The following is a 23,528-nucleotide window of genomic DNA, read 5'->3' as shown; positions in this document are numbered from 1 at the left end:
CGCCCTCGGAGACACCCGTACCGGACTGTCAGCTGATCGGGTAGGCGTCTTCCAGTTCGTGCCGGTCGGCGGGGAGTAGGACCTCCACCACGGCCAACGCCGTGCCCGAGGCGTCCCGGACCGCGCCGTAGACGGCCAACAGCGGCGTGTTCTTCGGCATGCCGAGTCGCTTGGCCTCGTCGCTCGTGGGCATGCGGGCGGTAATCTGCTCCACCACGTGGTCGAAGCGCACGCCCTTGCGGGACTGGAGGTGCTCCCGGAGGCCCTGGGCCAGTGGTTCGGAGCTGGTCAGGTCGGTGCCCTGAGACAGCTCGACCGGCAGCCATAGAGAGACCATCTCGGTCGGCTCGCCGTCCCGGCTGACCAGTCGCCGGCGCAGGAACGCCTTGCTCTTCGGGGCCAGGCCGAGCAGGGAGGCGATGCGGTTGGGGGCGGTGATCGCCGCCGCCTCGATGACCTCGCCCTGTGACGCGTTCTCCGGAGCGATCAGGTACGCCTGTCCGGGTCGGGGCTGTTCGGCCGAGGCCAGGGCGGGGCGTCCGCGCACAAACCGGCCCTTGCCCTGCTGGGAGTCGATCCAGCCCTGTTCGCGCAGCATGCGCAGGGCGGCGACCACGGTGGGCCGGGAGACGCCGAACTCCTGGATGAACTGGTTCTCGCTCGGGAGGAGCGAGCCGGGAGGATAGGTTCCCGCCTCGATCCGCCGTTGGAGCGTCTGCACGAGCTGTGCATACTTCGGCGGTACGGACTCAAGCGACATCATGACCATCCTGCACCCGACAGGTTGTTTTACCAAGTTTGAGCGTATCCCCACCCGGCCGTCCTGTCACCCCGGACCGGGAGAAGGGCGACCGACATGAGGAAGCCCCGGCAGGCAGCAGAGACGGGGGAAGCATGCACAGGGGGTGGGCTTGTGCGGCGAATGCTCTACTGCCTGCCGGGGAGCGGAGACACGACGGGGCAGGGGTGACACTCATCGAGCACCCTCCATGCCGACGGGCTCACTGCCCCGCCGTGCCCGTCTTCAGCGGCCGACGTACTCGGCCAGGACCTGGGCGGCCCCGTTCGGGTCCCTCACCGGGTGGCGCTTCTCGGCGGACTGCCAGGAGTAGTAGGCCCCGCCGTACCCGACGAAGACCCACACCGGAAGGCCCGGCTCGGGGCGGTGGACCATGAGCGCACTGTCGTTGTCGCGCAGTTCGGCGCGGACCTTGAGCTTCAGCAGCTCGTCGCGCAGGCGCATGAGGGCACGCGCGTCGTGCAGGTTGCGTTGGTGGTCGACGAAGGCCGCGGTGGCCTGCATGATCGGGTTCATTTGGCGTTCCCTTCGGCCCGGCCGCTTGCGAGGCAGTCGAGACATTCCTGTTCTCCGTACGTCTCGTGATCTGCGCTGCTCTCGCCGAGGAGAAGGGCACGGCGCGAGGTGCGCAGCTTGGTTCCACGACCCCGGCACGCAGGGCAAGGGCGTGTCTCGCTGTTCTCGTCTGGCCGGGTCACCGTCGCCATCTCCTTGTTTGAACCGCGCTCCCTGCGGCGGAAGGCGCGCTGACGTACCGTGGTTGCTTGATGGCAAGTCCACCGGCAATTCCCGAATGGCAGGACCCCCGAAAAGCCCCCCTCCTTTCCCCCTCTTGAGCCCCCAGCCGCGAGGAAGACCCGAGATGCCCGACAACATCCCGAACGTCCAACTCCGAGCATGGCGCAATGAGCACCGGCTCACTCGCGCCGATATGGCCGACCGAATCAACGCCACTCCGGCCGGTATAAAAGAACGCCTGAACTGTGACGAGGAGCGAATCCGGCGATGGGAGGCGGGTGAGGTCTCCTGGCCGCACACGTCCTACCGGGTCGCCCTCACCCAGTTGACCGGCTTGCAGCCCGAAGCCCTGGGGTTCCGCCAGAACCGGCGCGGTCAGAGCCGCTTGATCGAGGCCACGGTGATGCCTCCTGCGGACGCGCTCCGGGCCGAGGCCGACCTGTACGGGACGATGGAGCTCGCCCAGCAGCTTCAGGCGTCCGACGTCGGAAACGGCACACTCGAAGCACTCGCCGAGGCCGTCGACCTGTTGTGCCGGGCTTACCCGGTCGTTCCCGCCGCCACGTTGCGCGACCGGACACAGAAGCGCCTCGCCCAGATCACCCGGCTCCTGTCCGGCCGGGTCACCCTGGACCAGCACCGGGAACTCCTGGTCATCACCGGATGGCTGACCGCGCTACTCGGGTGCGTGCATTACGACCTGGGCGAGCGGGAGGAGGCCGAGACCGCCCGCCGAGCCGCCTACGAGATGGGCCGCCAGGTCGGGCACGGCGAACTCATGGGCTGGGCCTACGAGATGTCCGCGTGGTTCGCTCTCGTCGAGGGCCGCTACGAGGACGTGGTCACCTCCGCCCGCATGGGCCAGGCCGCCGCCGGCCAATCCAGCGCCATGGTCCAACTTACCCTGCAAGAGGCCCGCGGACTGGCCCGCATTGGCGACCGTCGCGAAGCCGACAAGGCCCTTACCCGTGGCGCCGACATCCTGGGCAGGCTCCCGCTCCCGGACAACCCCGACCACCACTTCGTGTTCGACCACGCCAAGTGGGTCTTCTACGCCGCCACCGCCTACACCTGGCTGGAGGACAACGACCGGGCCGAGGAACACGCGCGAGAGACGATCCAGATGCACACCCGCCCGGACGGCACCTCCAACGCCCCCATGCGCGTCGCCGACGCCCACATCGACCTCGGCATCATCCACGCCCGACGCGGCAACCTTGACGCCGCCGTGGAGCAAGGCATGGCAGCCTTCGACATCGAGCGCCGCTCCCTCACCGACCTGGTCAACCGCGCCGGAGATCTAGATCGCATCTTACGGCAGAGCTACAGACGCGAGGCTCTGGCCAGAGACTTCCACGAGCGTTACATCACAGCTCGCCGCGCCCTCACCTCAAATCGTCCCGACCTTCTGGACTAGCCGAACAGCATAAATATTTCATCGCTACACAAAGAAGACTAGTTGGACATATATCACCAAACAGACAAAAAAGATACTCGACAGATGACAAGATGACTCATTAGGTATAAGGTTTCCGGCTGTGACCAATGAATCACAAAGCAGAGTTGAGAGTCACCTTCTTGGATTGCACGACAAGAGCAGAAAGATAATCCTGTCATCTTCCCAGAATAACGCGAAGCATCTAGGGCCAATACTAAGGCTCGATCTAGATATCGGGATATGGGAAACACGGATCGCCAGTAGGCCAGAAAAGAAACAGCTGGGCGATGCACGGAGGGAGTTAGCTTTTGCTGTCTATGCGGCTTCATCCGGACTTTATCGACTAGCCTACGCCGGCTTGCGGCTATTCCTAGAGCTGAGCTTCGCATCTGTTTACTTTTCCGCCAATGAGCTCCACAGGCGAAAGTGGATTGCAGATCGCAAGGATTTCTCTTGGTCTAGCGCTCTAGACAAAGAGAGCGGCGTTCTTTCACAAGAATTCGTTCGGGAGTTTTGCGAAGCCGGCTTGAATGATGCCCCGAAATATGCGACCATTGCCGCAAAATGCTATCGCCATTGTTCGCAGTTCGTACACGGGAAGGATATAACCACAAGCCTGCTTCCAGAAGACCTCTCCTACTCTTTCGAGATATTGGCAGATTGGTCAACAACCGCAAAGGATGCCGCAGAGTCGGTCCTTTATCTCCTCTATTGCAGATATTCTGAGGAAGTATTCGATACAAGCGATTCTGCATTATGCGACACTCTGGAACATTCATTCTCTCATCTACGCACAATCAGAAAGCTTCTAGGTCTTCCGATAGAGGGGGAGTAATTAATGGGCGGAGAGCTCTTCTTTAGAACCGAAGACATCAGACAAGACGAAATCCTCGGATACTTGGTAGAGACTCCTACAGACAGAGATTTAATCGAGCAACTAAAGGGTCGCTCCCCAGTAATTCTTAAAGGAAGCCGCGGGGTGGGTAAATCTTTTCTTATGCGCGCCGCCGAAGCTGAGATAAAAAACAATTTTACATCCAGACGCATTCTACCCGTATACGTTACATTCGCGCGAGCAGGGCTTATCCGCGCCAACGCTCCAGACAAATTCCTGCTATGGATGATGGCGAAAATATGCAACAGCATAATTCGTGCCGCATCGTCAGCTGGACTAACACTGCCGGGCGGATCTACTATCGCCGCAATTCGCGGAGGGGGGTCACCTGGAACTCCTTCCAAAATGGAAGTAGTTGAAAAAATATTCGAGGATTCATGGAAGAATAGCGGCGAGGCCCCCTTGCCGGCCATTGTTCCCGACCCAGAAGTCCTCAAGGACGCCGTAGAAGATCTGTGTCTTCACGCAAATCTAAATCGCATCATTCTATTCGTAGATGAAGCCGCACACGTATTCATCCCAGAACAGCAGCGTCAGTTCTTTACGCTTATGAGAGACTTGCGGAGCCCTTATCTTTCCATTAAAGCAGCCGTCTATCCTGGAGCAACATCGTATGGGGATTCATTCCAGCCGATACATGATGCGACTGTCCTGATTGTCGATCGCAGCGTTACGGATCACGAGTACGCGGCGGGAATGCGGGAGATCGTATTCAAACAGGATCCAGATCTGCGAAAAATAATTGAGCAGAATGGAGAGGTATTCGATACCCTAGCTTACGCCGCAACAGGCAACCCCAGAATTCTACTAAAAACGCTAGACCGAAGTAAGCCTTTCAATAGAAGGAACGCCCAGGAAGTAATCCGCCAGTATTACAGAGAAGACATATGGTCCGAACATTCAGGTCTAACGGAACGGTATCCCGGTCACAGGGATTTGATTGACTGGGGTCGCCAATTCATCGAAGGGCACGTACTTCCGAAACTGTACGAAACAAACAAAGGTCGCAAGAGCGAAACTCAATCTCATTTTTGGATCCATCGAGATGCGCCCCAAAGCATAAAGGAAGCGCTGCGCCTGCTGTGCTACAGCGGCATCCTGCAAGAAGGTGTTTCGGGAATCCGAGCAACGCGCAGCGAAGTAGGAACCAGATACATGGTGAACCTAGGATGCCTATTCTCTCTCGATGCAGAGCCCGTATCTTTTGGGGCCAAAATCCGGCAACATCTATCCATCAAACGATTCCCCGAATTCGGCGCCAACCACTCTGCCTATCGACCGATCAGTAAGCTTTCACTAGAAAACATAAGCACCGGCGGGAACCAAGCACTAGAATCTCAGCTTCAAAAATCAAGTGACCTCTTAGACATCACCGAATGGCAGAAGCAAAGAATCCGCGATCTCGGCCTAAGTACTATCGGTGAAGTTCTCGCAGCAAGCGAGGAAGAATTCATGAAAGCCCATTATGTTGGACCAAAGCGCGCTCGGAAGGTAAGCAATGCAGCTATCGCTGCAGTGTTGGAGTACCTGTCCGGATGAGCATTCTTCTCTCCCGCTGAAGGATACTGGTTTCGGCTGTGAGCTGCATGTCACTGCCGAATTGTTCTTAGTATGAATCAAGGCGGCGGCGCGGCGCGCCGCCGCACGGCCCAGCGTCGCGGACCCCGGCCGCGCATGCGGCCTGGGGGCCGGTCACGGCCGGGACCGCACTCGGGCCGCGCACCGACCGCCGGCCCCGCCGTACGCGAGCAAACCGCCGCACTGGGGTTGCGCCGCCGCAGCGATCAGTGAATCCCGTCTCCGTTGATCCGCCACGGCCGACCCGGATCATCGCGAACCAGCATGTACCCCCAGACGGTGGAACCGTTCGGCATCGAACCCTCGTCACTGTGCCAGAGCGTGAACGACACCGAGACGTACACCGCTTCCCGGTACCGCTTGCCATCCGGAGACTCGTACCCGGATATGGGATCCGGAGCGTGGATCACCACGTCGGAGAGCTTCGCATCCTCGAACAGGCTGTCTACCACGCCCTCTTTCCGCTCGGCGAAGTACGGCGTCGACAGCTCCTGCCCCGCAGTCATGTCATGTGCGTTGATCGCGGCGACGTAGGCCCTCACGACCTCCTGCGGCGACGCGCCGGCGGAGAGCCCAGGCAAAGCCGTCCCCTCGTCACCATCCTGGCAACCTGCGACCAGCACGGTCCCCATAATCGCGAGGATGAACGCGACGACAATCCTGACAGAGACCCTCACAGGACCCACCCACCACAACATGGCTCTCACCCCAGAGCCCCCAACGGGCTCACCAGAGCCTATGTAAAGACTGGCCATGCCACACCCGGCAGCACCACAGGACGCGCGCCTGAGCAGGGCAGAAGGCCGCATACCCTCGGAGGGTGAGCATAGAAGCGGCACCGTCCCCGATGCGCCGTCGCTACGATCGCGCATGGTGGGCGACCTTCGTCACCGCAGTTGTGATCAACACTCTCATCGGCGACTACAGCCGATGGATCACCGTTCCCGTAGGGATCGCCTTTCTGGTGGGACTCGTATGGCTGTTTCTTCTCTCCCTCCGGGAGCACGACCGCGAACGGAAGGCAAACAAAGCCTCCGGCGGGGGCGCTCCAGCTCCGGGATGATCACCAAGGACGCGCTCGTCACCGTCGGCCTGTCAATGGCTGGGGTAGGGCCTGCTCATCCCGTCTGCCGTCGACCCAGGACAAGCCGAGCGGACCAGGGTCAGGCGGTCAAGGTCGTTCGTCCGTGGGGCGCTCCACCTTGACCGCCTGACCCTGTCCCGCTTCCCCTGCGGGCGGGTCGACGGCAGACGGGATGAGCAGGTGGGTGGGTGTGCGCACCGCGCAAGTAAGGGCAGGCCACGGGCTGATCGTCGTGCAATTAGCGTGCAATTAGACAGGGTAACGAGGGGTCAACCACGGTCACTCACGACCGGCCGAACGCCCAGCTCAGCCGCTCCACGAGGCATGATCGATGCACTTCCCAAGCTGACAGCGCGGGTTCGATTCCCGTCACCCGCTCCACACACCGAGGCCCAGGTCAGGGAGAGAATCCCGACCCGGGCCTTGATCATTCCTTAGCCGCTTCGGCACCGTGCGAGGCCGAACGCCGCTCCGGTGAGATCAGCTCGCCTCCCGCAGCGGCTGGAACTGGACGCTCAGCCGCATTTCCAGAGCCTCCGCCAGCCGCTCCAGCATCGGGATGGTAGGCATCGTCCCACCCGCCTCGAACCGCGCCACCGCCGGCTGCTTCAACCCTGAACGTTCGGCCAGCTCGGCCTGAGTCAGCCCGAGCTGCTCACGTCGCAGCCGCACCGCCTCACCCAGCTCGAACCGGATCCTGGCCGCCTCATACGCCGCTCCCGCACCCGGGCGGCTCATGATCTCGGCCTTCTTGTCCGCCCAGGCTCTGCGCTCCCCCATGCCGCTCACTCCTCATCTGCGGTGTGGGCCTCAGCGATGCACCGCCGCATGGCCCGCCACGCACGCTCGATCTCGGCGGACTCCTGCATCCGCTGCTTGCGGAACACCGTCAGCATGATGATCCGCCTCCCCGGAGCGATCCAGTAGGTGATCCGTACCGCCTCCCGGTGCAGATGGAACCGCAGCTCTCGCAGCTTGCCGCGGAGTTGACGGGTGTAGGGCTCGTCGAGCAGGACACCACGCTCGGCCAGCAGATCGACGTAGAACGCCACCGTTTCCTGGTCCTCCTGATCAAGCGTGTCGAACCACTCATCGACCTCCGGCTCCAGTTCCACCTCTCCCCAGTTCATAACACGGACGTTATAGCGAGAGCAAGGGTCACGTCCCGAGAACGTGAAGCCCGGCTTCTCCGGTGACCGGCCCTTCCCCGTGGAAGCGTCTGTGAACACCCGCCGTTCACCGACCGCGACGTAGCCGATCACGCTTGAGCGCCAGCCGTACGGCCGCATAGATGATGAAGAACGAGTAGGCCCCCAGAAGGATCGCAAAGATCACGAAGCTGATTAGTTCTGTCATTACGCGGACGCCCCTTACACTGCTCAGCCCCGCCGTATATGCCCAGCAGCCCGGCCGTGGCACGTGGCCTCGAAGCCGAGTGCCACCCCCATGATCGCCTGACTGTGGCTGGTGACCATACGGACTCGGGGACGATCACCAGTCCAAGGCCTCGTTCTTCGGCCCCGGACCGCCGGACACCACGGCAACGAAGGTGCAGACGTTTCGCATCCCTCACGTGCCCGTCAAAAAGGGAGCCAAAGGGGGCTCCCGCAGAGCCGGGACGATGCCCTTCGGGATGCCGACCACCCGCCGACCGGCTTTGGATTTGGGCGGGCCGAGGACCAGGCCGCCGGTCGAGCGTTCGATGTAGGCCGCCCGGACGCGCACCGTTCCCGCGTCAAGGCGGCGGCGCGCCGCACCACACCACCGCGCCGACCACCGGCACACCGCCGCCCAACGCGCCCCGCAGCCGCTCTACCGTGATCAGATAGCTGAACCTCCGGAAGGCTGAACCCACATGACCAGATGGGCTGTACGCGCCCTCGCTGCTCCCGCAGCTCTGCTGACCTTGATGGTCACCGGCGCATCCGCCCCCCTCGACTCCTGGGTGTCGGAAGCGGAATACGAAGCCGCCTGCCACCCGTACGAAGCTGAACGCAGCGCGGAAGGAAACCGTCGCTACGCCGACGACACCTCCACGCCCGTAGGGCCACCCTGGCCTGAAGCGGCCAGAGTACGGAACGTCATTCTCTGCAAGATGATCAACCGTTGACCTGCGGCCAGACGCGTTATGCCTCCGGCGGGGGCGCTCCGGCTCCGGGATGACCACCACGGGCGTGCTCACCACGGGCGTGCTCACCACCGTTGGCTTGTCGGTGGCTGAGGTAGGGGGTCTGCTCATCCCGTCCGCCGTCACCCGGGACAAACCGAGCGGCCCAGGGCCAGGGGGTCAAGGTCGTTCGTCCGGCAGGGCGCTCCACCTTGCCCCCCTGGCCCTGGGCCGCTTCCCCTACAGGCGGGTCGACGGCAGGCGGGCGGAGTGCGCGCGCCGCACAGGTAAGGCCAGGGCACGAGCTGATCATCGTGCCATTCGACAGGGTGACGAGGGGTCAGCCACGGTACTCATGACCGGCCGAACACCCAGCTCAGTCGCTCTACGAGGCGTGCTCTATGCACCTCCCGAGCTGACAGCGTGGGTTCGATTGCCGTCACCCGCTCCATTCTCCCGACCTCCGTTCGCGGCGAGGGCAGTCGACCCAAGGCTGTGCCAGCAGCACTACTCGATCGGCCTCGACATCGAACCCGAGCACCGGGTCGCTCCGATCCCAGTCCCCCTCTGGCGACATCATCACCGGCTTGCCCAGCCGCCGCCCGATCACCGTCATGAACTCGCACAGGATGTCCAGCCGCTCCTGCCCTTGGAGCTCTCGCAGGTCGACGTCGAAGTCGATCGCCTCATCGTCCAGGAACCGGAAGATCGCCAGTACATCAGGCGCCGGCCAAACGCGAAGCTCCGGGCACTCGGCATCCACAGGCCGGGATAGCACCTGCTCGGCGCGGGGCAACGGCATGACGACGTCGCCTTCGCGATACTCGCTTCCCCAGCCATGGACTTCGATCAAATCGAGGACCATCTGCCAGTCCTCAACCGAGGTGTCCGTAACCCAGACATCCGGCAGCGTCCCCATCAGGCCGGGACTGACCTCATCCCACACCAATTTCGGCACCCCGCCATGCTGCCCGCTGATGCGAGCGACCGCACCTCGCGCGGACCGAGCCATCACGATCGTGTGCCAGAACAGACGGGGAACCGCGGTCACCCACGGACACTCACGGTCAACCGGCCCGCCCTGACCAGCACCCCCGTTTCCCCAGCTCAGCCCAGCATGATCAGTAGCCGGTTCCCAAGCTGACAGCGCGGGTTCGATTCCCGTCACCCGCTCCACACACCGAGGCCCAGGTCAGGGAGACATGCCCGACCTGGGTCTTGATCGTTTCTAGAGCCTGCGACCCGTCTCCCCGGAGGTTCACCGCCAGCGCGGTGAAGCCGGGATTCTCCCCATCTCTCCTCTGTAAGCTCATAGCCAGCGAGAGGAGCCGCCACATGACCGCGCAGCCACAGGACTTCCCCGCTTCCATCCCACCGGTACCGGAGAAGAACCTGCGTGCCATCCGCGCCGCCCTGGTCACGTCCCAAGACCGCGAAGCATTCGACGCCGGGCTCAGAGCCGTACTCGACGAGGTCCGGGTCAGTCTGGATCTCAGCGTGCTGAACTCCTTCGTCCACCGCTGGTGGATCTCCGCGTGCGACTCGGCGAAGGATCCCGAAGGACGCCGCCAGATGCACGCCAGGGCCGAGCAGACCATCGCCGGCGAACCATCCCGCCGGGGCAGGCCGTGGCGTGAGGTTCTGACGGAGCGCGGGATCGAGCTGTAGGTGTACCACGTCCTGCTCGACCCGATCGCTGAGGGACAGATCGCCGAACTCCCCGAGGAAGCCTTGCGTCCGCTCGCGGAACTGCTCGCCCTCCTGGAGATCGCGCCGTGGAGCGGGCAACCGTACAACCCCGCCAACCCCAAGGCGAGCATGCTCACCCACGCCTTCGGTGAACGGGGTCTCGCGACGTACATCGCGCTGGACGAACAACGCGAGGTCTACCTCATCCGAATCGAGTGGCCGTAACGGTTCCAGATTCGGGCTCGACCGCTCTGCTCCCACCTCACACGGGTACCGTCCGAACGCATGACCGCTTCGCGGATCAGCGGATACGTCGCCACCGGTCCAGATGCTTCTCCGCGATCCCCGCCGTGACTTTCTCCTCCGGCTTCACCGGGCCGTCCTGCCGCTCGTGCCATTAGCGTGCCATTAGACAGGGTGGCGAGGGGGCAGCCACGGTCACTCACGACCGGCCGAACACCCAGCTCAGGCGTCCTACGAGGCGTGATCGATGCACTTCCCGAGCTGACAGCGCGGGTTCGATCCCCGTCACCCGCTCCAATCGCCAAGGCCGCGGTCAGGAAGAGGCTCCCGATCCGGGCCTTGATCGTTTTCAGGGCTCTTCGATCTTCTCGTGCCATTAGCTATCGATCAGCCCACCGGGATCAGCACCCCGGCCCCCGATGCGCGTCGCCGACACCCACATCGACCTCGGCATCGTCCACGCCCGACGCGGCGACCTCGACTCCGCCGTGGAACACGGCATGGCCGCCTTCGACATCGAACGCAAGTCCCTTGCCGGCCTGGTGAACCGAGCCGGAGACCTGGACCGTGTCCTACGCCAGCGCCACCGACGTGAAACCCTCGCCCAGGAGTTCCACGAGCGCCAGAACGATCCGGCCGACGGTCAGGGACCGGGCTTTCAGTAGAAGATCTCTGAGCATCTGTTTCCTACCGCGGATGAACAGCGCGACCGGTGCAAGCAGCCCCGGCGCGACCGGGGCTATCGCGTCTCCGCTGGCCCCCACCCATCGGACGAACAGGAGGCGCCCTGAGAAGTTCTTCAGAGCGGGCTCAGCAGGTTGCCGGATTGTTCTCATGAGGTATCAAGGCGGCGGCGCGCCGCGGCGCCGCACGGCCCGGCGTCGCGGACCCCGGCCGCGCTGCGGCCTGGGGGCCGGTCACGGCCGGGGCCGCACTCGGGCCGCGCACCGCCCGTGGGCCCCGCCGTACGCGAGCAAACCGCCCGAACCGGGGTTGCGCCGCCGCAGCGATCAGTGAATCCCGTCTCCGTTGATCCGCCACGGCCGGCCCGAATCGTCGCGGACCAGCATGTGTCCCCAGGCGGTGGGACCGTTCGGCATCGAGCCCTCGTCGCTGTGCCGGAGCGTGAACGACACCGAGACGTACACCGCTTCCCGGTACCGCTTGCCATCCGGAGACTCGTACCCGGGCATGGGATCCGGTGCGTGGACCACCACCTCGGAGAGCTTCGCATCCTCGAACAGGCTGTCCACCACGTTCTCTTTCTGCTCGGCGAAGTACGGCGTCGACAGCTCCTGCCCCGCAGCCGTGTCATGCGCGTTGATCGCGGCGACGTAGGCCTTCACGACCTCCTGCGGCGGCGCACTGGCGGAGAGCCCAGGCGAAGCCGTCCCCTCGTCACCATCCTGGCAACCTGCGACCAGCACGGCCCCCATAACCGCGAGAGCGAACGCGACGACACCCCTGACAGAGACCCTCACAGGACCCACCCACCACAACATGGCTTTCACCCGCAGAGCCCCCAACGAGCTCACCAGAGCTTATGTAACGGCTGGCCATGCCACACCCGGCAGCGCCGCAGGATGCGCGTCTGAGCAGGGCAGAAGGTCCCATACCCTCGGAGGGTGAGCATGGAAGCGGTCCCGTCCTCGATGCGCCGTCGCTACGATCGCGCGTGGTGGGCGGCCTTCGCCGCCGCAGTCGTAATCAACGCCCTCATCGGCGACTACAACCGATGGATCACCGTTCCCGTAGGGACCGCCTTCCTGGTGGGACTCGTCTGGCTGTTTCTTCGCTCCCTCCGGGAGCGCGACCGCGAACGGAAGGCGAACAAAGCCGCCTGCGGGAGCGCTCCGGATCCAGGATGATCAGGCAGGCGGAGTGCGCGGGTGTGCGGACCCTCAGGTCATGACCACTGGCTGGCCGCCATCACGGGGTGGCCAGGGCATTCGACGCAGGTGAAAAGGTACATCGATCCAGCATCACCGATCATGATGCCCGCGGGTTCCAGGATCTCGGGAACCTGGTACGGGCCGAGCAGGTGCCGCTCTTCCACGGGTGTCCAGGTCCGGCAGGACGCGCCGTCGTGCTCCCAGCTCGCGATCGTGAGCAGGTGCCGCATCTCGTGGCCGTGATCACATTCCATCGAGAGTGAGCCCTGGTCCCAGTCGACCCATCCACCGACCTTGGTGCCCGGGGCCGTGGACAGGTGATACTGGTAGCTCCACTCCCCGGGGTTGTCCGCGGACTCGTCCCACGCCGCGACCTTCTTGTACAGCTTCGCCGGCAGCTCCCATACGGACGGATACTCCCGCACCCGCTCCGGAGACAGCACGCACGGCACCGGAAGGTACTCCTCCTCGCTCTCGATCGGTGCGGGAACCTCGCCGAGAACGTCCGTGACAGGCCGCGAGTCCCGCCAGACCACCCGGACCACGGGCACGTAGTCGGGCTCATGGGTCACCGGGCACCACAGCACCTGACACAGATCCGTCCCGGCCGGGAACGGCAGCTCCGGAACGTCACGGGCGTACAGCTGCAGGATGGGCACCATCGCCACCCGCCCCCACAGCCCCGACGGGTCGTCATGCCGACGCGCCTCACAGTGCGGCCAGGGCTCGCCGGCGGGCCAGAGCAGGGGCCCGCCCATGGAGCTGTCCGTGACGGCCGGAGCCCCGCGGCGGGGATGCAATCGGACGGTGGTCCTGCTCTGTCCGGCCAGCTCCGGGAAGAGCACCGCCACGCCCACCGGTGCGGGTGGTGTCGTCAGTCCCACGCCTTCTCACTCCGATCATCACGGAACACCGTGACCGCACACCGTAGGCCGGCGGCCCGGCAGAATGGAATCCCCCTCCTCCAGGCATGATCGACGAGCCATCGGCAGACCATCGGACAGGGTGACGAGGGGTCGGCCACGGTCACTCACGACCGGCCGAACACCCAGCTCAGCCGCTCTACGAGGCGTGATCGATGCACTTCCCAGACCGATGGTGCGGGTTCGATTCCCGTCACCCGCTCCGCGCACCGAACCCAGGTCGGGAAGAGATCCCCGACCCGGGCCCTGATCTTTCTCGGGACCCTCTCACGCTTCCGTGCCCGTTACGTGCCCGATCTCTCTTGATCTTCGCCTTTCAGGACTCCTCGGCGAACCTGCCCATACCATCGGCGGTCTTCCGGTCACGCTCGCTCCCGGCGGGCGGATAGATCAACGCGGCCCGGGTGGTCAAGCGACGGCGCGGCGCGCCGCCGCACGGCCCAGCCTCACGGACCTCCGCCGCGCATGCGGCCTGGGAGCCGGTCACGGCCGGAGCCGTACTCGGGCCGCCCACCGGCCATCCGGCCCCGCCGTACCTGGCCGACCCGCAGCACATGGGCCGCACCGCCACCCTGTCCATCAGCGCCGAACTCGTACCACCCAGAGCGCGCCAACGACGGCCGGCACCAGGGCGATGAGCACTACGGGCGCGCTCATCGCCGTCAGCCGATTGGCGGCTGGGATAGGGCCTGTGCATCCCGTCCGCCCTCGACCCTGGACAAGCAGACCACGGACCGGGGCGCCAGGTCGCTCGTGGCCGCATCCAGTCGGGCGCTCCACCTGGATCCGGCGGCATTGGCCCGCTTCCCCCTCGGGTGGATCGATGGCGAAGGGGGTGACCAGGCGGACGAGGCGCGCGGAAGGATCCGGGTCACGGGATGATCAGTTGGATCGCCGGTGGAACAGGAGCCGGCAAGAGCACGGTGACCACGGCGCTGGCCCGCCGACACGATGCCCGGCTCTACAACGGCGACCGAGCAGAACACGACTGGGTGGCCCGGAGCACGCAGCAGCATCACCCTCACCTGCACGCCCTGTCGGGCACTGCACCTGGACAGGTATGGGCGGACCGGTCGGCGCGGGACGTGTTCCAGTCGATGGCCGGCCTGCATGGAGAGGTGATCGGCCTCCTCATCGAGGATCTCCTTGCCCTTCCCGATGACCGGATCGTCCTGGTCGACTACTTCGGCGTCCTGCCCCGCGATGTGGCACCCCTGCTCGCCGGCCTTCACCAGGCGGTGTTCCTGCTGCCTTCAGCCGAGTTCCGCCGGCGTGTTCTGGCCATGCGCTATGCCGACCCTTCGCGGGCCCGAGCCACATGGGGATCCCACGGTCCAGAAGAAATGCTCGCCAAGCGCCTCACCCGGGACGCGCTGTGGGATGAGGAGGTCCACCGGCGAGCCGCCGCCTACGGGCTGCGTACGATCCCGGTGGACGGCACCCGTTCCGTCGAATCCCTCGTCACCGAGGTCGCGACCCATCTCCGCCTGCCTCAGGCGCCGGGATGCCCTTGAACGGATTCTCGTACCGCAATAGCTACTGCAACAGGGGTACATGGCGGGGACGGCCCCGACGAGGGAAAGGCCAGGCCATGATCGCGTGCCGGATCCGTGCCGGAAAAGACAGAAAACCGCGCAATTAGTGTGCGCTCACCGAGCTTGTGGGCGTGGTGTCGTCGAGGGCCGCAGATCATGGAAGTGCAGACCACGGGCACCCCAGTCTCCTTGATCAAGCACGTACGGGTGCTGAAGCCGGCACAGCGGAGCAGGAGCGTCCTTGACCCGGGGAAGACGAGCGCGCCGGATCGAGCAGACGAGAGGGCCGGCGCCGCTGCCGTAGGGCATGACGGTGACGTGGCCGGACTCGGCCGGGGTGCGGGGCAGACCCGCCATAGGAGCCACGGCACGGGCTGGACCGAGGAGAGGATCTTGACGGCGGCGGTCTTCTGTCCGGGCTCACGGCTGGGTCGGCGTCCATGACCGCGACCTGCCACACCGGCTCTCCGGTGGACTTGTCACGGACCTGGACGAAGCGGCCGTTGGTCGAGGCGTCGAAGTCCTGGACCGCCTCCACCTCCCCGACGACGTAGCAGCCGTGCGGGAAGACCTGGGCGAAGCCGACAGAGATGGGACCTTGCAGAGCCATGGTGGATTCCTCCCGCCGCCCGACAGACACTCGACCTGCCGAACGCTCCGAGAGCACGATGCCTCAACTTGATAGGTCGAGCGACTGGGCGGAGTCGTTCGGCCGGACAGGTGCGCTCGAACAGGCATGAGGGCCTTGTTTCCATTCGTCCCGGCCGCGACGGTGAATAATCTCGATCATGGAGTCTGACGGCGCCCGACGGGGTAACAGCGCACGGCCGCTATGGCTGGGGATCTTCTGGCTGGTCGGAGCACTGATCCTGACCGCGCTGACCTTCATGGACCACTTCATGTGGTGGTGGGAAACGGACCACATCTTGATGTGGAGCCCGACACTCAGCACGTCGTCACCCGACCCCTTCACCCGCAAGGAGTGGTTCGCCATCGTCGCCCTGGTCGTCGGTGGCGGCATACCGGTGATCGGGTTGGTGATCTCTCTGGCGAGGAGAAGGAGGATGACGGCGGCGGTGTTCGCCGTCTCTTTGGCGGTCCTGTCCGTCGCCGTCATCCGGATGGCGCCGGGCCCGTTCGGCCACCGCTACGTCGATTACGCCTTCGTCGCCCCCTCGATCTGCACGGCACCGCCGGACGGCTCCGCAGAGGTGCCCTGGTTCTGCGAATGAGAAGTGACGGCATTCGCCGACCGCGTCGACAGCACGTGCCCTCGGATGCTTGCGCCCGACCTTCGGCTGATCGGGTGGGCGGCTTCCGACTCGTGCCGGTCGGCCGGGAGCAGGACCCGCCTACGAGGTGGGCCGCCAGGTCGGGCACGGCGAGCTCATGGGCCGGGCCTGCGAGATGGCGGCGTGGACCGAGCCGGAGACCTGGACCGTGTCCTACGCCAGCGCTGTCACCACGAAGCCCTCGCTCAAGAGTTCCATGACGGTTCGTCACAACCCGCCGAGCGCTCGTTTCTCGCCGCCCCGGCCTACTCGATCAAGCCACCCACGACGCGTGTGATGATGCCGATGACGGACCCACCGACCAGGCGGGCCGACGGACACCGCGCCCGGAGAAGCCGGGCAGGAGGCTCAGGGTGCTCCACCTTTTATGATCTTGGTGACGGACTCGGTGATGACAGCCTGAAGCGCCTCACCGGCCATGCTTCCGATACGCCGTTCCAGCACAACGACATCGTGTTCGTCGTCATGGCCGCACTCACCCTCCTCCTCATCGCGGGCATGAGGACGGTCACCGACGACGACATGGACACCGCCGAACATGGAGCCGGTCACCCCTGAACCCGCATCGGACCACCGCAAAGGCCGCCCCGCTCTGGCCTGTCCGGGGTTCTGATCTTCAGCTGGAACCGGAGGTTCCGCATCCATCCGACAGCCCGCCCAGGCGGAGTGCGGCCAGGCGGCATGCCGGGGCCCGGTCATACCGGACCGCAAGGACCGCACTCGCGTTCCTTCGCGATCAGCTGATGCCGTACGGTTCCACTGGAGACCGGCGGATGGGGAAGCGGCATGAGGAACGTCCAGCAGCGGTCGATCAACGCGTCGGCGGACAGGCTCGGCGCGTTGCTGGACCGGGTGTCGACCGCCGATGACCGCCTCTGGCCCACCCCGTCCTGGCCGCCGCTCGTCCTCGACGCGGGACTGACTCCCGGATCGCGCGGCGGTCACGGCCCCATCCGCTACAGCGTCACCGAATACGAGCCCGGCCGCCGTCTGCGGTTCTCTTTCGACCCTGAGCTGGGCCTCGACGGTCACCACGAGCTCGTCATCACCGCGGAGGGACCGGATCGTTCCCGCCTCACGCACACGATCATCGGCACCACCCGAGGGCGCATGAGGATCCTGTGGCCGCTACTGATCCGCTGGCTGCACGAGGCGCTGATGCAGGATCTCTTCGACAACGCCGAGCGTGCCGCGGCCGGTGGGCTCAGCCGCCGCCCCGCGCGCTGGCCGGTGTGGGTGCGCGTGCTGCGGCGAGTCCGGAGCACACGCCGCTAGGAGCTGTTCGGGGACGGGATCCCGTGGCGTTTTCGCACCGGGCCCGAGCCGCATGGGGATCCCCACGGTCCAGAAGAAATGCTCGCCAAGCGCCTCACCCGGGACGCGCTGTGGGATGAGGAGGTCCACCGGCGAGCCGCCGCCTACGGGCTGCGTACGGTCTCGGTGGACGGCACCCGGTCCACGTGCAAAAAGCGCTGTTCGGAGCGAATCCGCGGCTCCATACCGGGCGGCGAACGAGTTCCAGGCTCTGATCGGGAAGCCTCCGGTACTGGGCTATGTCGGTCGGACGAAGGGCGGGTTCATCCCAGTCGATCGCGGTGACCTCATCCCAGTTCAACCACGTGACGCCGAAGGCGGCTTCCCCCCGTTCCGCCAACCCCGCTCTGGTGCTCTCCGACGCGTCCTGGGGGAGCCCGCGACCGGCCGCTACCGGTCGCCAGTGACCCGAGCTGCGAACCCCGAAGAGACAATCGAAGGCTTCGTAATCTCTACCGACCAACATCTTCAGCGAGATGGCAGCGCACCAAGCGGTCTCGCCGGCGTCGAGACCGGGAGTCCATGTGCGGCACTCGATGAACCCGTGGATGTCGGTTCCCATGCCGAGATCTTCTTGTCCGCGCGGAGGCACTGTCCAACCCTTTGCGGTCACGAGTCACTCGCCGACGACCTTCCACCCGGGGCGAAACGCATGTCTTCCGCCGGTGGGACCGCCCACGTGCTCGCAGACGGTCGCGGCACGTTCACGCCGGACGGAGGCTCGGGCATGCTCCTGCCCGCTGACATCGCGTGGGCCGACGGAGCAGGAAACCTCACAGTCGGCGGACGGCCCGGGTGCCCCGACGGGGATCCGGAGAGCGGAGCCCACGGGGTCCCGGTCGTCTGACAGCGATTCCGGGAGAGACCTCGGCGGCCGGGGTGTCCATTCCGTGCGGGCCGTGAGCCGGTCCGGGTCGCAGTTCACCTCCGTCCCACCGTTCCGGGCGGACCGGTCACGCCCGTCGGTTCGGAGTGAAACGATCGGCACAGAAAGGATGCGAACTGCTGATGCGATTCGTTCATCCCGCTCGCTATCCGGTCGGGTTCGGCAGGAGGCGATCCCGAGTGCTCACCTGGAGCGCACCGTTCTACGATCGGCGCATGCCGGGATTTGAGATCGTCACACATGTCATGGCACCGCCTGAGCGGGTCTTCGATCTCTCGTTGGACGTGGAGGTCCACACCGCCTCGATGGCGGGTTCCTCCGAGGAGCCGGTCGCTGGCGTGACCAGCGGCGGATTGAGACCGGGAGACACCGTTACGTGGCGGGCCAGGCATTTCGGTGTTCTCTGGCGGATGACGTCTGTGATAAGTGCCTACGACCGCCCCGGTTACTTCGTTGACGAGCAGGTTTCCGGCCCTTTCAAGCGCTGGCACCATGCTCACCATTTCGAGTCCGACGACCACGGCGACACGATGATGATCGACGTCGTTGAATTCGCCGCGCCTCTCGGTCCCCTCGGAAAGGTCGCTGAAATCCTGGCACTCCGCAGTTACATGCCCGATCTGATCCGGGTTCGGAACCGGTACATCAAGCAGGTCGCCGAAACCACGCCCGCGGCCGGGTGAAGGGCTTCGCACCACCTGGCCGTGGAACACCGGCCACGCGGGGCAGGACCTGCGGAGCTGACGACCGTCGACCCGCCACCCGCTGTCCCTGCTCTCGGCCAGGCGCTCCGCGACGGATCCGCCTCAGGACTCACCTGCGACGAAGGCCCATGACCGGCGAGAAGCCGCCATGTGATCGCACAGTCGTAGGACTTCCCCACTCCGGAGCGGCCCGCGCTCGCGGTTCGGTCCGCTGCGGACGGCACGACGCCGTGATCAGTGCCCGCACCGGTTCCCGGCCCCGTCCATCGTCTCCTTCCGGCGCACCCGGTTCACCCCCTTATCCGGCCGGAGCCCGCAGGGCCGCCGCGATCCACGCGAAGAGCGCGGGATCATCCTCGCCCGCGGCGGGCGGGGTCCCGTTGATCGAGACCACCAGGGACAGGTACCTGCCGTGAGTGGCGCCGAACCGGACCTCCTCCTGGGAGTCCTCGCGCCGGATCTCCTCGACCATGAGGAAGGCCGTGGCCGGCCGTTCACGCGATTCGGCCGTGGCCCGCCCGCCGGCGACCTCGGCGGCCGCGTCCGCCATGCGGACGACCAGCTCCCGTGCCCGCGGAGAGTCCGCCGGCAGTCCGGAGCGGTACGCCTCCAGGATCTCCCCGGTGATCTGCGCCCCTTCCGGGTGGATGAAGCCCTGCATCGGTGAGGTGGCCACGACCCGTCCCGGGAATGTGGCGTACGTGTCCCGCAGGTAGGAGCGGACCGCGCCGCGGAACTCCTCGTCCCGTACCAGGTCGGCCAGCTCGATCCCGGCTTCGATCTGGGTGGCGGCGGGGTCCTCCGGCAGATGCGGCCGCATCGTCCGCAGCCGCTCGACGAAGCCGGAGGGCACGCCGAGGCCTTCACCGGCCTCGTTCCAGAAATCGTCGATGAGCCGCTCGCGCTCCTCATCGGGCATCGAGACGAGTCCGTGCATCAGGGCCGCCTGCGCGGCCGTACCGCCCTGCTTGACGAGGGTCCTCAGCACGGCCCGTCGAGCATGGAGCGCGCGCTCCTGACGTTCGACGAGTTCCAGGTGCGCGGTGAGGAGGTCGTGCAGTGACGTCTCGCCGCCGAGCAGCCGGCGGATGTCGTCCATGCCGCCGCTATGGGATCTCAAGCGGCTTGAGACTCAAGTCCCGCCCGCCACCGCCGCGCGGGCGTGCATGTCCCCGCTCGGGCCTCGGCCGGAATCCCGGCGGCCGATCATGGAGAGCCGGCGGGCGGCGCGGCGGAGCCTAGACTTGGGCCATGCCGATCGACCTGAGCCTGCTCGACGGTGTCCGGTGGCAGGGGCGGCCGCTGGTCGGTGAGAGGGCTCAGGCGCTGCTCGCCGCCCTCGTGCTCGCCGGCCGTACCGTGAACGCCGACCGGCTCGTCGCGGAGGTGTGGGAGGACGACGAGCCGGCCAATCCGGTGAAGGCGCTGCAGGTCCTGGTGTCGCGGACCAGGTCGGTCGTGGGGCCGCAGGCGCTGGTCACGGAGGAGGGCGGCTACCGGCTCGGGGTCCCGCCCGACCGCGTCGACGCCGGCCTGCTGCACGCCCTGGCGGGCCGGGCGCGGGCGCTGCTCGCCGAGGACGCGGCCGCGGCGGCGCAGGAGGCGCAGGCGGCGCTCGCGCTGGGTACCGGGGCGCTGGCCCCGGAGGGCGGCGGTCCACTGGCCGAGGTGCGCCGGCGCGCGCAACGCGACCTGGCCTCCGCGCGGGCCGTGCTCGCCCGGGCCCGGAGCCGGAGCGGTGACCACGGCTCGGCCCTGCCCGGGCTGGAGGAGGCCGTGCGCGCCCACCCCGGGGACGAGGGGCTCCTCGCCGACCTGCTGCGCAGCGAGGCGGCGGTGCGCGGGACGGGCGCCGCGCTGGACCGCTTCGAGCGCTACCGGTCGGACCTGCGCGGCCGGATCGGCGCCGACGTCGGCCCGGAGCTGCGGCGGGTCCACCGCGAGCTGCTGGCGCTCGACAGTCCCGTGCGCGCCGGCGTGCGGTTCGACACCACCCCGCTGCTCGGCCGCGACGACGACCTCCGGCGGGTGCGGGCGCTGCTCGCCACCTCCCGGGTGGTCTCGATCCTCGGTCCGGGCGGGCTCGGCAAGACCCGGCTCGCCCATGCCGTCGCCCGCGAGGCTCCGGAGCCGGTGGTGCACTTCGTCGAGCTGGTCGGCGTGACAGCGCCCGAGGACCTGGTCGGCGAGGTCGGCTCGGCGCTCGGCGTCCGCGACTCGGTGACCGGGCGCCGTACCCTCACCCCGCGGCAGCTCGCCGACGTCCGCGCCCGGATCGCCCAGCGGCTCGGCCTGGCCCCGGCGCTGCTGGTGCTCGACAACTGCGAGCACCTGGTGGAGGCGGTCGCCGACCTGGTCGCCTATCTGGCCGCGACCACACGGGAGCTGCGCGTGCTCACCACGACCCGCGCGCCGCTGTCGATCGCCGCCGAACGTGTCTACCCGCTGCCCCAGCTGGGGACCGGTGACGCCGTCGAGCTGTTCCGCGACCGCGCGACCGCGGCCCGGCCCGGCGTGCGCCTCGACGAGGAGGACGTGCGCGCCGTCGTGGCCCGCCTGGACGGCCTGCCGCTCGCGATCGAGCTGGCCGCCGCGAAGGTGCGGGTGATGTCGCCGGCCGAGATCGCCCGCCGGCTGGAGGACAGGTTCGCGCTGCTGCGCGGCGGCGACCGGAGCGCCCACTCCCGGCACCGGACGCTGCTGGCGGTGATCGACTGGTCGTGGAACCTCCTCGGCGAGCAGGAGCGCCGGACCCTGCGCCGCCTGTCGGTCTTCCCGGACGGCTTCGCCCTCGACGCGGCGGAGGAGGTGCTCGGCGGCGACGCCCTCGGCGACGTCGCCGAGCTCGTGGAGCAGTCCCTGCTCACCGTCGTGGAGACGGCCGGCGGCGTCCGGTACCGCATGCTCGAGACGGTGCGCGAGTTCGGCCGGGTGCGGCTGGAGGAGGCCGGCGAGACCGCCGGGGCGCGGGCCGCCGTGCGTGCCTGGGCCGTCGGTTACGCCGGCCGGCACGGCGCCCGGCTGTACTCGCCGGAGCAGGTCGACGCGGTGGACCGGCTCCGTGCGGAGGAGACGAACCTCGGCGACATCCTGCGCGAGGCCCTCGCCGACCCCGACCCGGAGGCGGTGGTGGTGCTGTTCTCCGCGCTGGCCGGCTACTGGACGATCCGGGGGGACCATCCGCGCAGCATCGTCCTCACCCCGGCCGTCACCGCCGCCCTGACCGGCTGGACGCCGCCGCCCCGGCTGCTCGACCGGACCCGGGTGGCCCTGGGCATCGCGCTGCTCAACACCGTCATCGTCTCCTCCGAAGAGGTCGAGCAGCTGATGCGGATGCTGTCCGGGCTGGGCGCCGACTCGGCGAACCCGGCCGTCCGGGCGCTGGTGACCGTGCTGCTCACCATGCTGGCGGACCCCTATGACGGCCTCGACGGTCTGGCCGCCGACCCCGACCCGATGGTCCGCCGGATCGTGCTGCACTTCCTGAGCCACGGCCGGGAGAACGCCGGCGATCCGGCCGGCGCGATCGAGGCGACCCTGGCCGCCCTCGAGCTCGCCGGCGAGGACGGCGGCCCTTGGAACCGGGCGGCCCTGCACACCCAGCTGGCCGGCCTGTACGCGAACTCCGGCGACTTCGTCCCGGCCTCCAGGCACGCCGCCGAGGCGCTCCCGGTGCTCGAGCGCCTCGGCGCGGTGGAGGACGCCGTCCAGATCCGCGCCGCCCTCGCCATGGCGGCGCTCGCCGAGGGCCGCCGTGACGAGGCCGCGCGGATGATCGACGACCTGGAGTCGCTCGCCTCCCGGAGCACCTACGGCGAGATCCTGTCGGTCGCCGTCGCCAGGGCCCAGTTGGCCCTCGCCGACGGCGACATCGCCGAGGGGCTGCGACGGCACAGGGAGGCCGCCGAACTGCTCCGGGACCTGCGCGTCCCGCATGCGCCGGACGGTTTCACCCCGTGGTCCATCGTCGGCGAGGCCTTCGCGCTGCCGGTGTTCGCGCAGTACGGCGAGGGCGACGACGGAGCGGACCTCTTCGAGTCGCTGCGGTCCAAGGTCCTGGTCGTGCTCGGCCCGGGCCATGAGTTCAGGGACTACCCGGTGACGGGGATGGTGCTCGCCGGGCTGGGCGTCTGGGGCCTGCTGAAGGGGGTGATGCCCGCCGGGGACGCGGTCCGGCTGCTCGTGCTCGCCGACCGGTTCGCCTACAACCGGTTCGCCCCGACGATGCGGTGGCCGGTGCTGGCCGCGCACGCCGAGCGCCTCGCCCCCGGCGTCATGTCCCGGATCGAGGCCGAGTACGGCGAGCGGCGCGGCCCCGACCTGCTGGCCGAGGCCCGCGCCGTCCTGGAGCGGATGGCCTGACGCCGCCCGCATCGCGCGGTCACACCGTGCGGCTCACATCTTGCGGTCA

23 protein-coding genes are annotated in these 23,528 nt (G+C 66.8%); 14 read left to right on the top strand and 9 right to left on the bottom strand.

What is annotated here, in order from left to right:
* Positions 1–28: 28 nt before the first annotated feature.
* Both ACFOWE_RS29090 and ACFOWE_RS29085 read right to left on the bottom strand, forming a co-directional pair.
* Entirely contained in the window at positions 29–763 is a 735-nt protein-coding gene (locus ACFOWE_RS29090; protein WP_377293433.1) for a GntR family transcriptional regulator, read from the bottom strand.
* Positions 764–1,024: 261 nt separating this feature from the next.
* Positions 1,025–1,315 carry a hypothetical protein gene (locus tag ACFOWE_RS29085; protein ID WP_196466501.1) on the bottom strand — a complete coding sequence of 97 codons (291 nt, stop codon included), beginning with the start codon at positions 1,313–1,315 and terminating at the stop codon, positions 1,025–1,027.
* A 346-nt stretch (positions 1,316–1,661) separates the two neighbouring features.
* On the opposite strand from ACFOWE_RS29085, the gene ACFOWE_RS29080 reads away from it, so the two are divergent.
* From ACFOWE_RS29080 to ACFOWE_RS29070, 3 genes are all read left to right on the top strand, one after another.
* Positions 1,662–2,954: a hypothetical protein gene (locus tag ACFOWE_RS29080; RefSeq protein ID WP_377293430.1), complete on the top strand. Its 1,293-nt coding sequence runs from the start codon at positions 1,662–1,664 to the stop codon at positions 2,952–2,954.
* Between the two features lie 121 nt (positions 2,955–3,075).
* Positions 3,076–3,810, top strand: a complete 735-nt coding sequence (locus ACFOWE_RS29075) for a hypothetical protein (protein ID WP_377293428.1) — start codon at positions 3,076–3,078, stop codon at positions 3,808–3,810.
* A 3-nt stretch (positions 3,811–3,813) separates the two neighbouring features.
* On the top strand, positions 3,814–5,409 hold the full coding sequence (locus ACFOWE_RS29070) for a hypothetical protein (protein ID WP_377293426.1): 1,596 nt from the start codon (positions 3,814–3,816) through the stop codon (positions 5,407–5,409).
* A 245-nt stretch (positions 5,410–5,654) separates the two neighbouring features.
* On the opposite strand, the gene ACFOWE_RS29065 is transcribed toward ACFOWE_RS29070, so the two are convergent.
* Positions 5,655–6,203: a DUF4829 domain-containing protein gene (locus ACFOWE_RS29065; RefSeq protein ID WP_377293425.1), complete on the bottom strand. Its 549-nt coding sequence runs from the start codon at positions 6,201–6,203 to the stop codon at positions 5,655–5,657.
* 65 nt (positions 6,204–6,268) lie between these two features.
* Here ACFOWE_RS29065 and ACFOWE_RS29060 point away from each other — a divergent pair, with 65 nt between their 5' ends.
* Positions 6,269–6,511, top strand: a complete 243-nt coding sequence (locus ACFOWE_RS29060) for a hypothetical protein (protein ID WP_377293423.1) — start codon at positions 6,269–6,271, stop codon at positions 6,509–6,511.
* 501 nt (positions 6,512–7,012) lie between these two features.
* Here the strand turns inward: ACFOWE_RS29060 and ACFOWE_RS29055 are convergent.
* The 3 genes from ACFOWE_RS29055 to ACFOWE_RS29045 all read right to left on the bottom strand — a co-directional run bounded on the left by ACFOWE_RS29055 (position 7,013) and on the right by ACFOWE_RS29045 (position 9,690).
* Positions 7,013–7,312: a helix-turn-helix domain-containing protein gene (locus tag ACFOWE_RS29055; RefSeq protein WP_377293421.1), complete on the bottom strand. Its 300-nt coding sequence runs from the start codon at positions 7,310–7,312 to the stop codon at positions 7,013–7,015.
* A 5-nt stretch (positions 7,313–7,317) separates the two neighbouring features.
* A complete protein-coding gene (locus tag ACFOWE_RS29050; protein ID WP_377293419.1) occupies positions 7,318–7,662 on the bottom strand; it encodes a type II toxin-antitoxin system RelE/ParE family toxin in 345 nt (114 codons plus the stop codon).
* A gap of 1,416 nt (positions 7,663–9,078) precedes the next feature.
* The gene (locus ACFOWE_RS29045; RefSeq protein WP_377293417.1) at positions 9,079–9,690 is read right to left on the bottom strand and encodes a hypothetical protein; all 612 of its coding nucleotides are present in this window, start codon (positions 9,688–9,690) and stop codon (positions 9,079–9,081) included.
* A 284-nt stretch (positions 9,691–9,974) separates the two neighbouring features.
* On the opposite strand from ACFOWE_RS29045, the gene ACFOWE_RS29040 reads away from it, so the two are divergent.
* The 3 genes from ACFOWE_RS29040 (at position 9,975) to ACFOWE_RS29030 (ending at position 11,236) form a co-directional block, all read left to right on the top strand.
* Positions 9,975–10,307, top strand: a complete 333-nt coding sequence (locus ACFOWE_RS29040; protein ID WP_377293415.1) for a DUF6247 family protein — start codon at positions 9,975–9,977, stop codon at positions 10,305–10,307.
* Between the two features lie 63 nt (positions 10,308–10,370).
* Complete coding sequence (locus ACFOWE_RS29035) at positions 10,371–10,553, top strand: hypothetical protein (protein WP_377293413.1); 183 nt, start codon at positions 10,371–10,373, stop codon at positions 10,551–10,553.
* Positions 10,554–10,990: 437 nt separating this feature from the next.
* Positions 10,991–11,236: a hypothetical protein gene (locus tag ACFOWE_RS29030; RefSeq protein WP_377293411.1), complete on the top strand. Its 246-nt coding sequence runs from the start codon at positions 10,991–10,993 to the stop codon at positions 11,234–11,236.
* 345 nt (positions 11,237–11,581) lie between these two features.
* On the opposite strand, the gene ACFOWE_RS29025 is transcribed toward ACFOWE_RS29030, so the two are convergent.
* Positions 11,582–11,917, bottom strand: coding sequence for a hypothetical protein (locus tag ACFOWE_RS29025; RefSeq protein ID WP_377293409.1), 336 nt, complete (start codon positions 11,915–11,917; stop codon positions 11,582–11,584).
* 279 nt (positions 11,918–12,196) lie between these two features.
* Between ACFOWE_RS29025 and ACFOWE_RS29020 the strand changes: the two genes are divergently transcribed.
* Complete coding sequence (locus ACFOWE_RS29020; protein WP_377293407.1) at positions 12,197–12,439, top strand: hypothetical protein; 243 nt, start codon at positions 12,197–12,199, stop codon at positions 12,437–12,439.
* Between the two features lie 38 nt (positions 12,440–12,477).
* Here ACFOWE_RS29020 and ACFOWE_RS29015 read toward each other — a convergent pair whose 3' ends face one another.
* The gene (locus ACFOWE_RS29015) at positions 12,478–13,347 is read right to left on the bottom strand and encodes a DUF1963 domain-containing protein (protein WP_377293405.1); all 870 of its coding nucleotides are present in this window, start codon (positions 13,345–13,347) and stop codon (positions 12,478–12,480) included.
* Positions 13,348–14,264: 917 nt separating this feature from the next.
* On the opposite strand from ACFOWE_RS29015, the gene ACFOWE_RS29010 reads away from it, so the two are divergent.
* From ACFOWE_RS29010 to ACFOWE_RS28990, 5 genes are all read left to right on the top strand, one after another.
* A complete protein-coding gene (locus ACFOWE_RS29010; protein ID WP_377293404.1) occupies positions 14,265–14,900 on the top strand; it encodes a hypothetical protein in 636 nt (211 codons plus the stop codon).
* Positions 14,901–15,709: 809 nt separating this feature from the next.
* Entirely contained in the window at positions 15,710–16,153 is a 444-nt protein-coding gene (locus ACFOWE_RS29005) for a hypothetical protein (protein ID WP_377293402.1), read from the top strand.
* 183 nt (positions 16,154–16,336) lie between these two features.
* Entirely contained in the window at positions 16,337–16,771 is a 435-nt protein-coding gene (locus ACFOWE_RS29000; RefSeq protein WP_377293400.1) for a hypothetical protein, read from the top strand.
* A 228-nt stretch (positions 16,772–16,999) separates the two neighbouring features.
* Positions 17,000–17,488 (top strand): SRPBCC family protein, encoded by a 489-nt coding sequence (locus tag ACFOWE_RS28995; RefSeq protein ID WP_377293398.1) that lies wholly within the window; start codon positions 17,000–17,002, stop codon positions 17,486–17,488.
* A 1,104-nt stretch (positions 17,489–18,592) separates the two neighbouring features.
* Positions 18,593–19,096 carry an SRPBCC family protein gene (locus ACFOWE_RS28990; protein ID WP_377293396.1) on the top strand — a complete coding sequence of 168 codons (504 nt, stop codon included), beginning with the start codon at positions 18,593–18,595 and terminating at the stop codon, positions 19,094–19,096.
* 319 nt (positions 19,097–19,415) lie between these two features.
* Here the strand turns inward: ACFOWE_RS28990 and ACFOWE_RS28985 are convergent, their stop codons facing one another.
* On the bottom strand, positions 19,416–20,216 hold the full coding sequence (locus tag ACFOWE_RS28985) for a MerR family transcriptional regulator (protein ID WP_377293394.1): 801 nt from the start codon (positions 20,214–20,216) through the stop codon (positions 19,416–19,418).
* Between the two features lie 152 nt (positions 20,217–20,368).
* Between ACFOWE_RS28985 and ACFOWE_RS28980 the strand changes: the two genes are divergently transcribed.
* Positions 20,369–23,479: an ATP-binding protein gene (locus ACFOWE_RS28980; protein ID WP_377293392.1), complete on the top strand. Its 3,111-nt coding sequence runs from the start codon at positions 20,369–20,371 to the stop codon at positions 23,477–23,479.
* Positions 23,480–23,528: the final 49 nt, after the last annotated feature.

Source organism: Planomonospora corallina (genome assembly GCF_042650625.1).
In the GTDB taxonomy this organism is placed as follows: Bacteria; Actinomycetota; Actinomycetes; order Streptosporangiales; family Streptosporangiaceae; genus Planomonospora_B; species Planomonospora_B corallina.
Note: the sequence above shows the minus strand (reverse complement) of the source record. Positions and strands in the feature narration are given on the sequence as shown.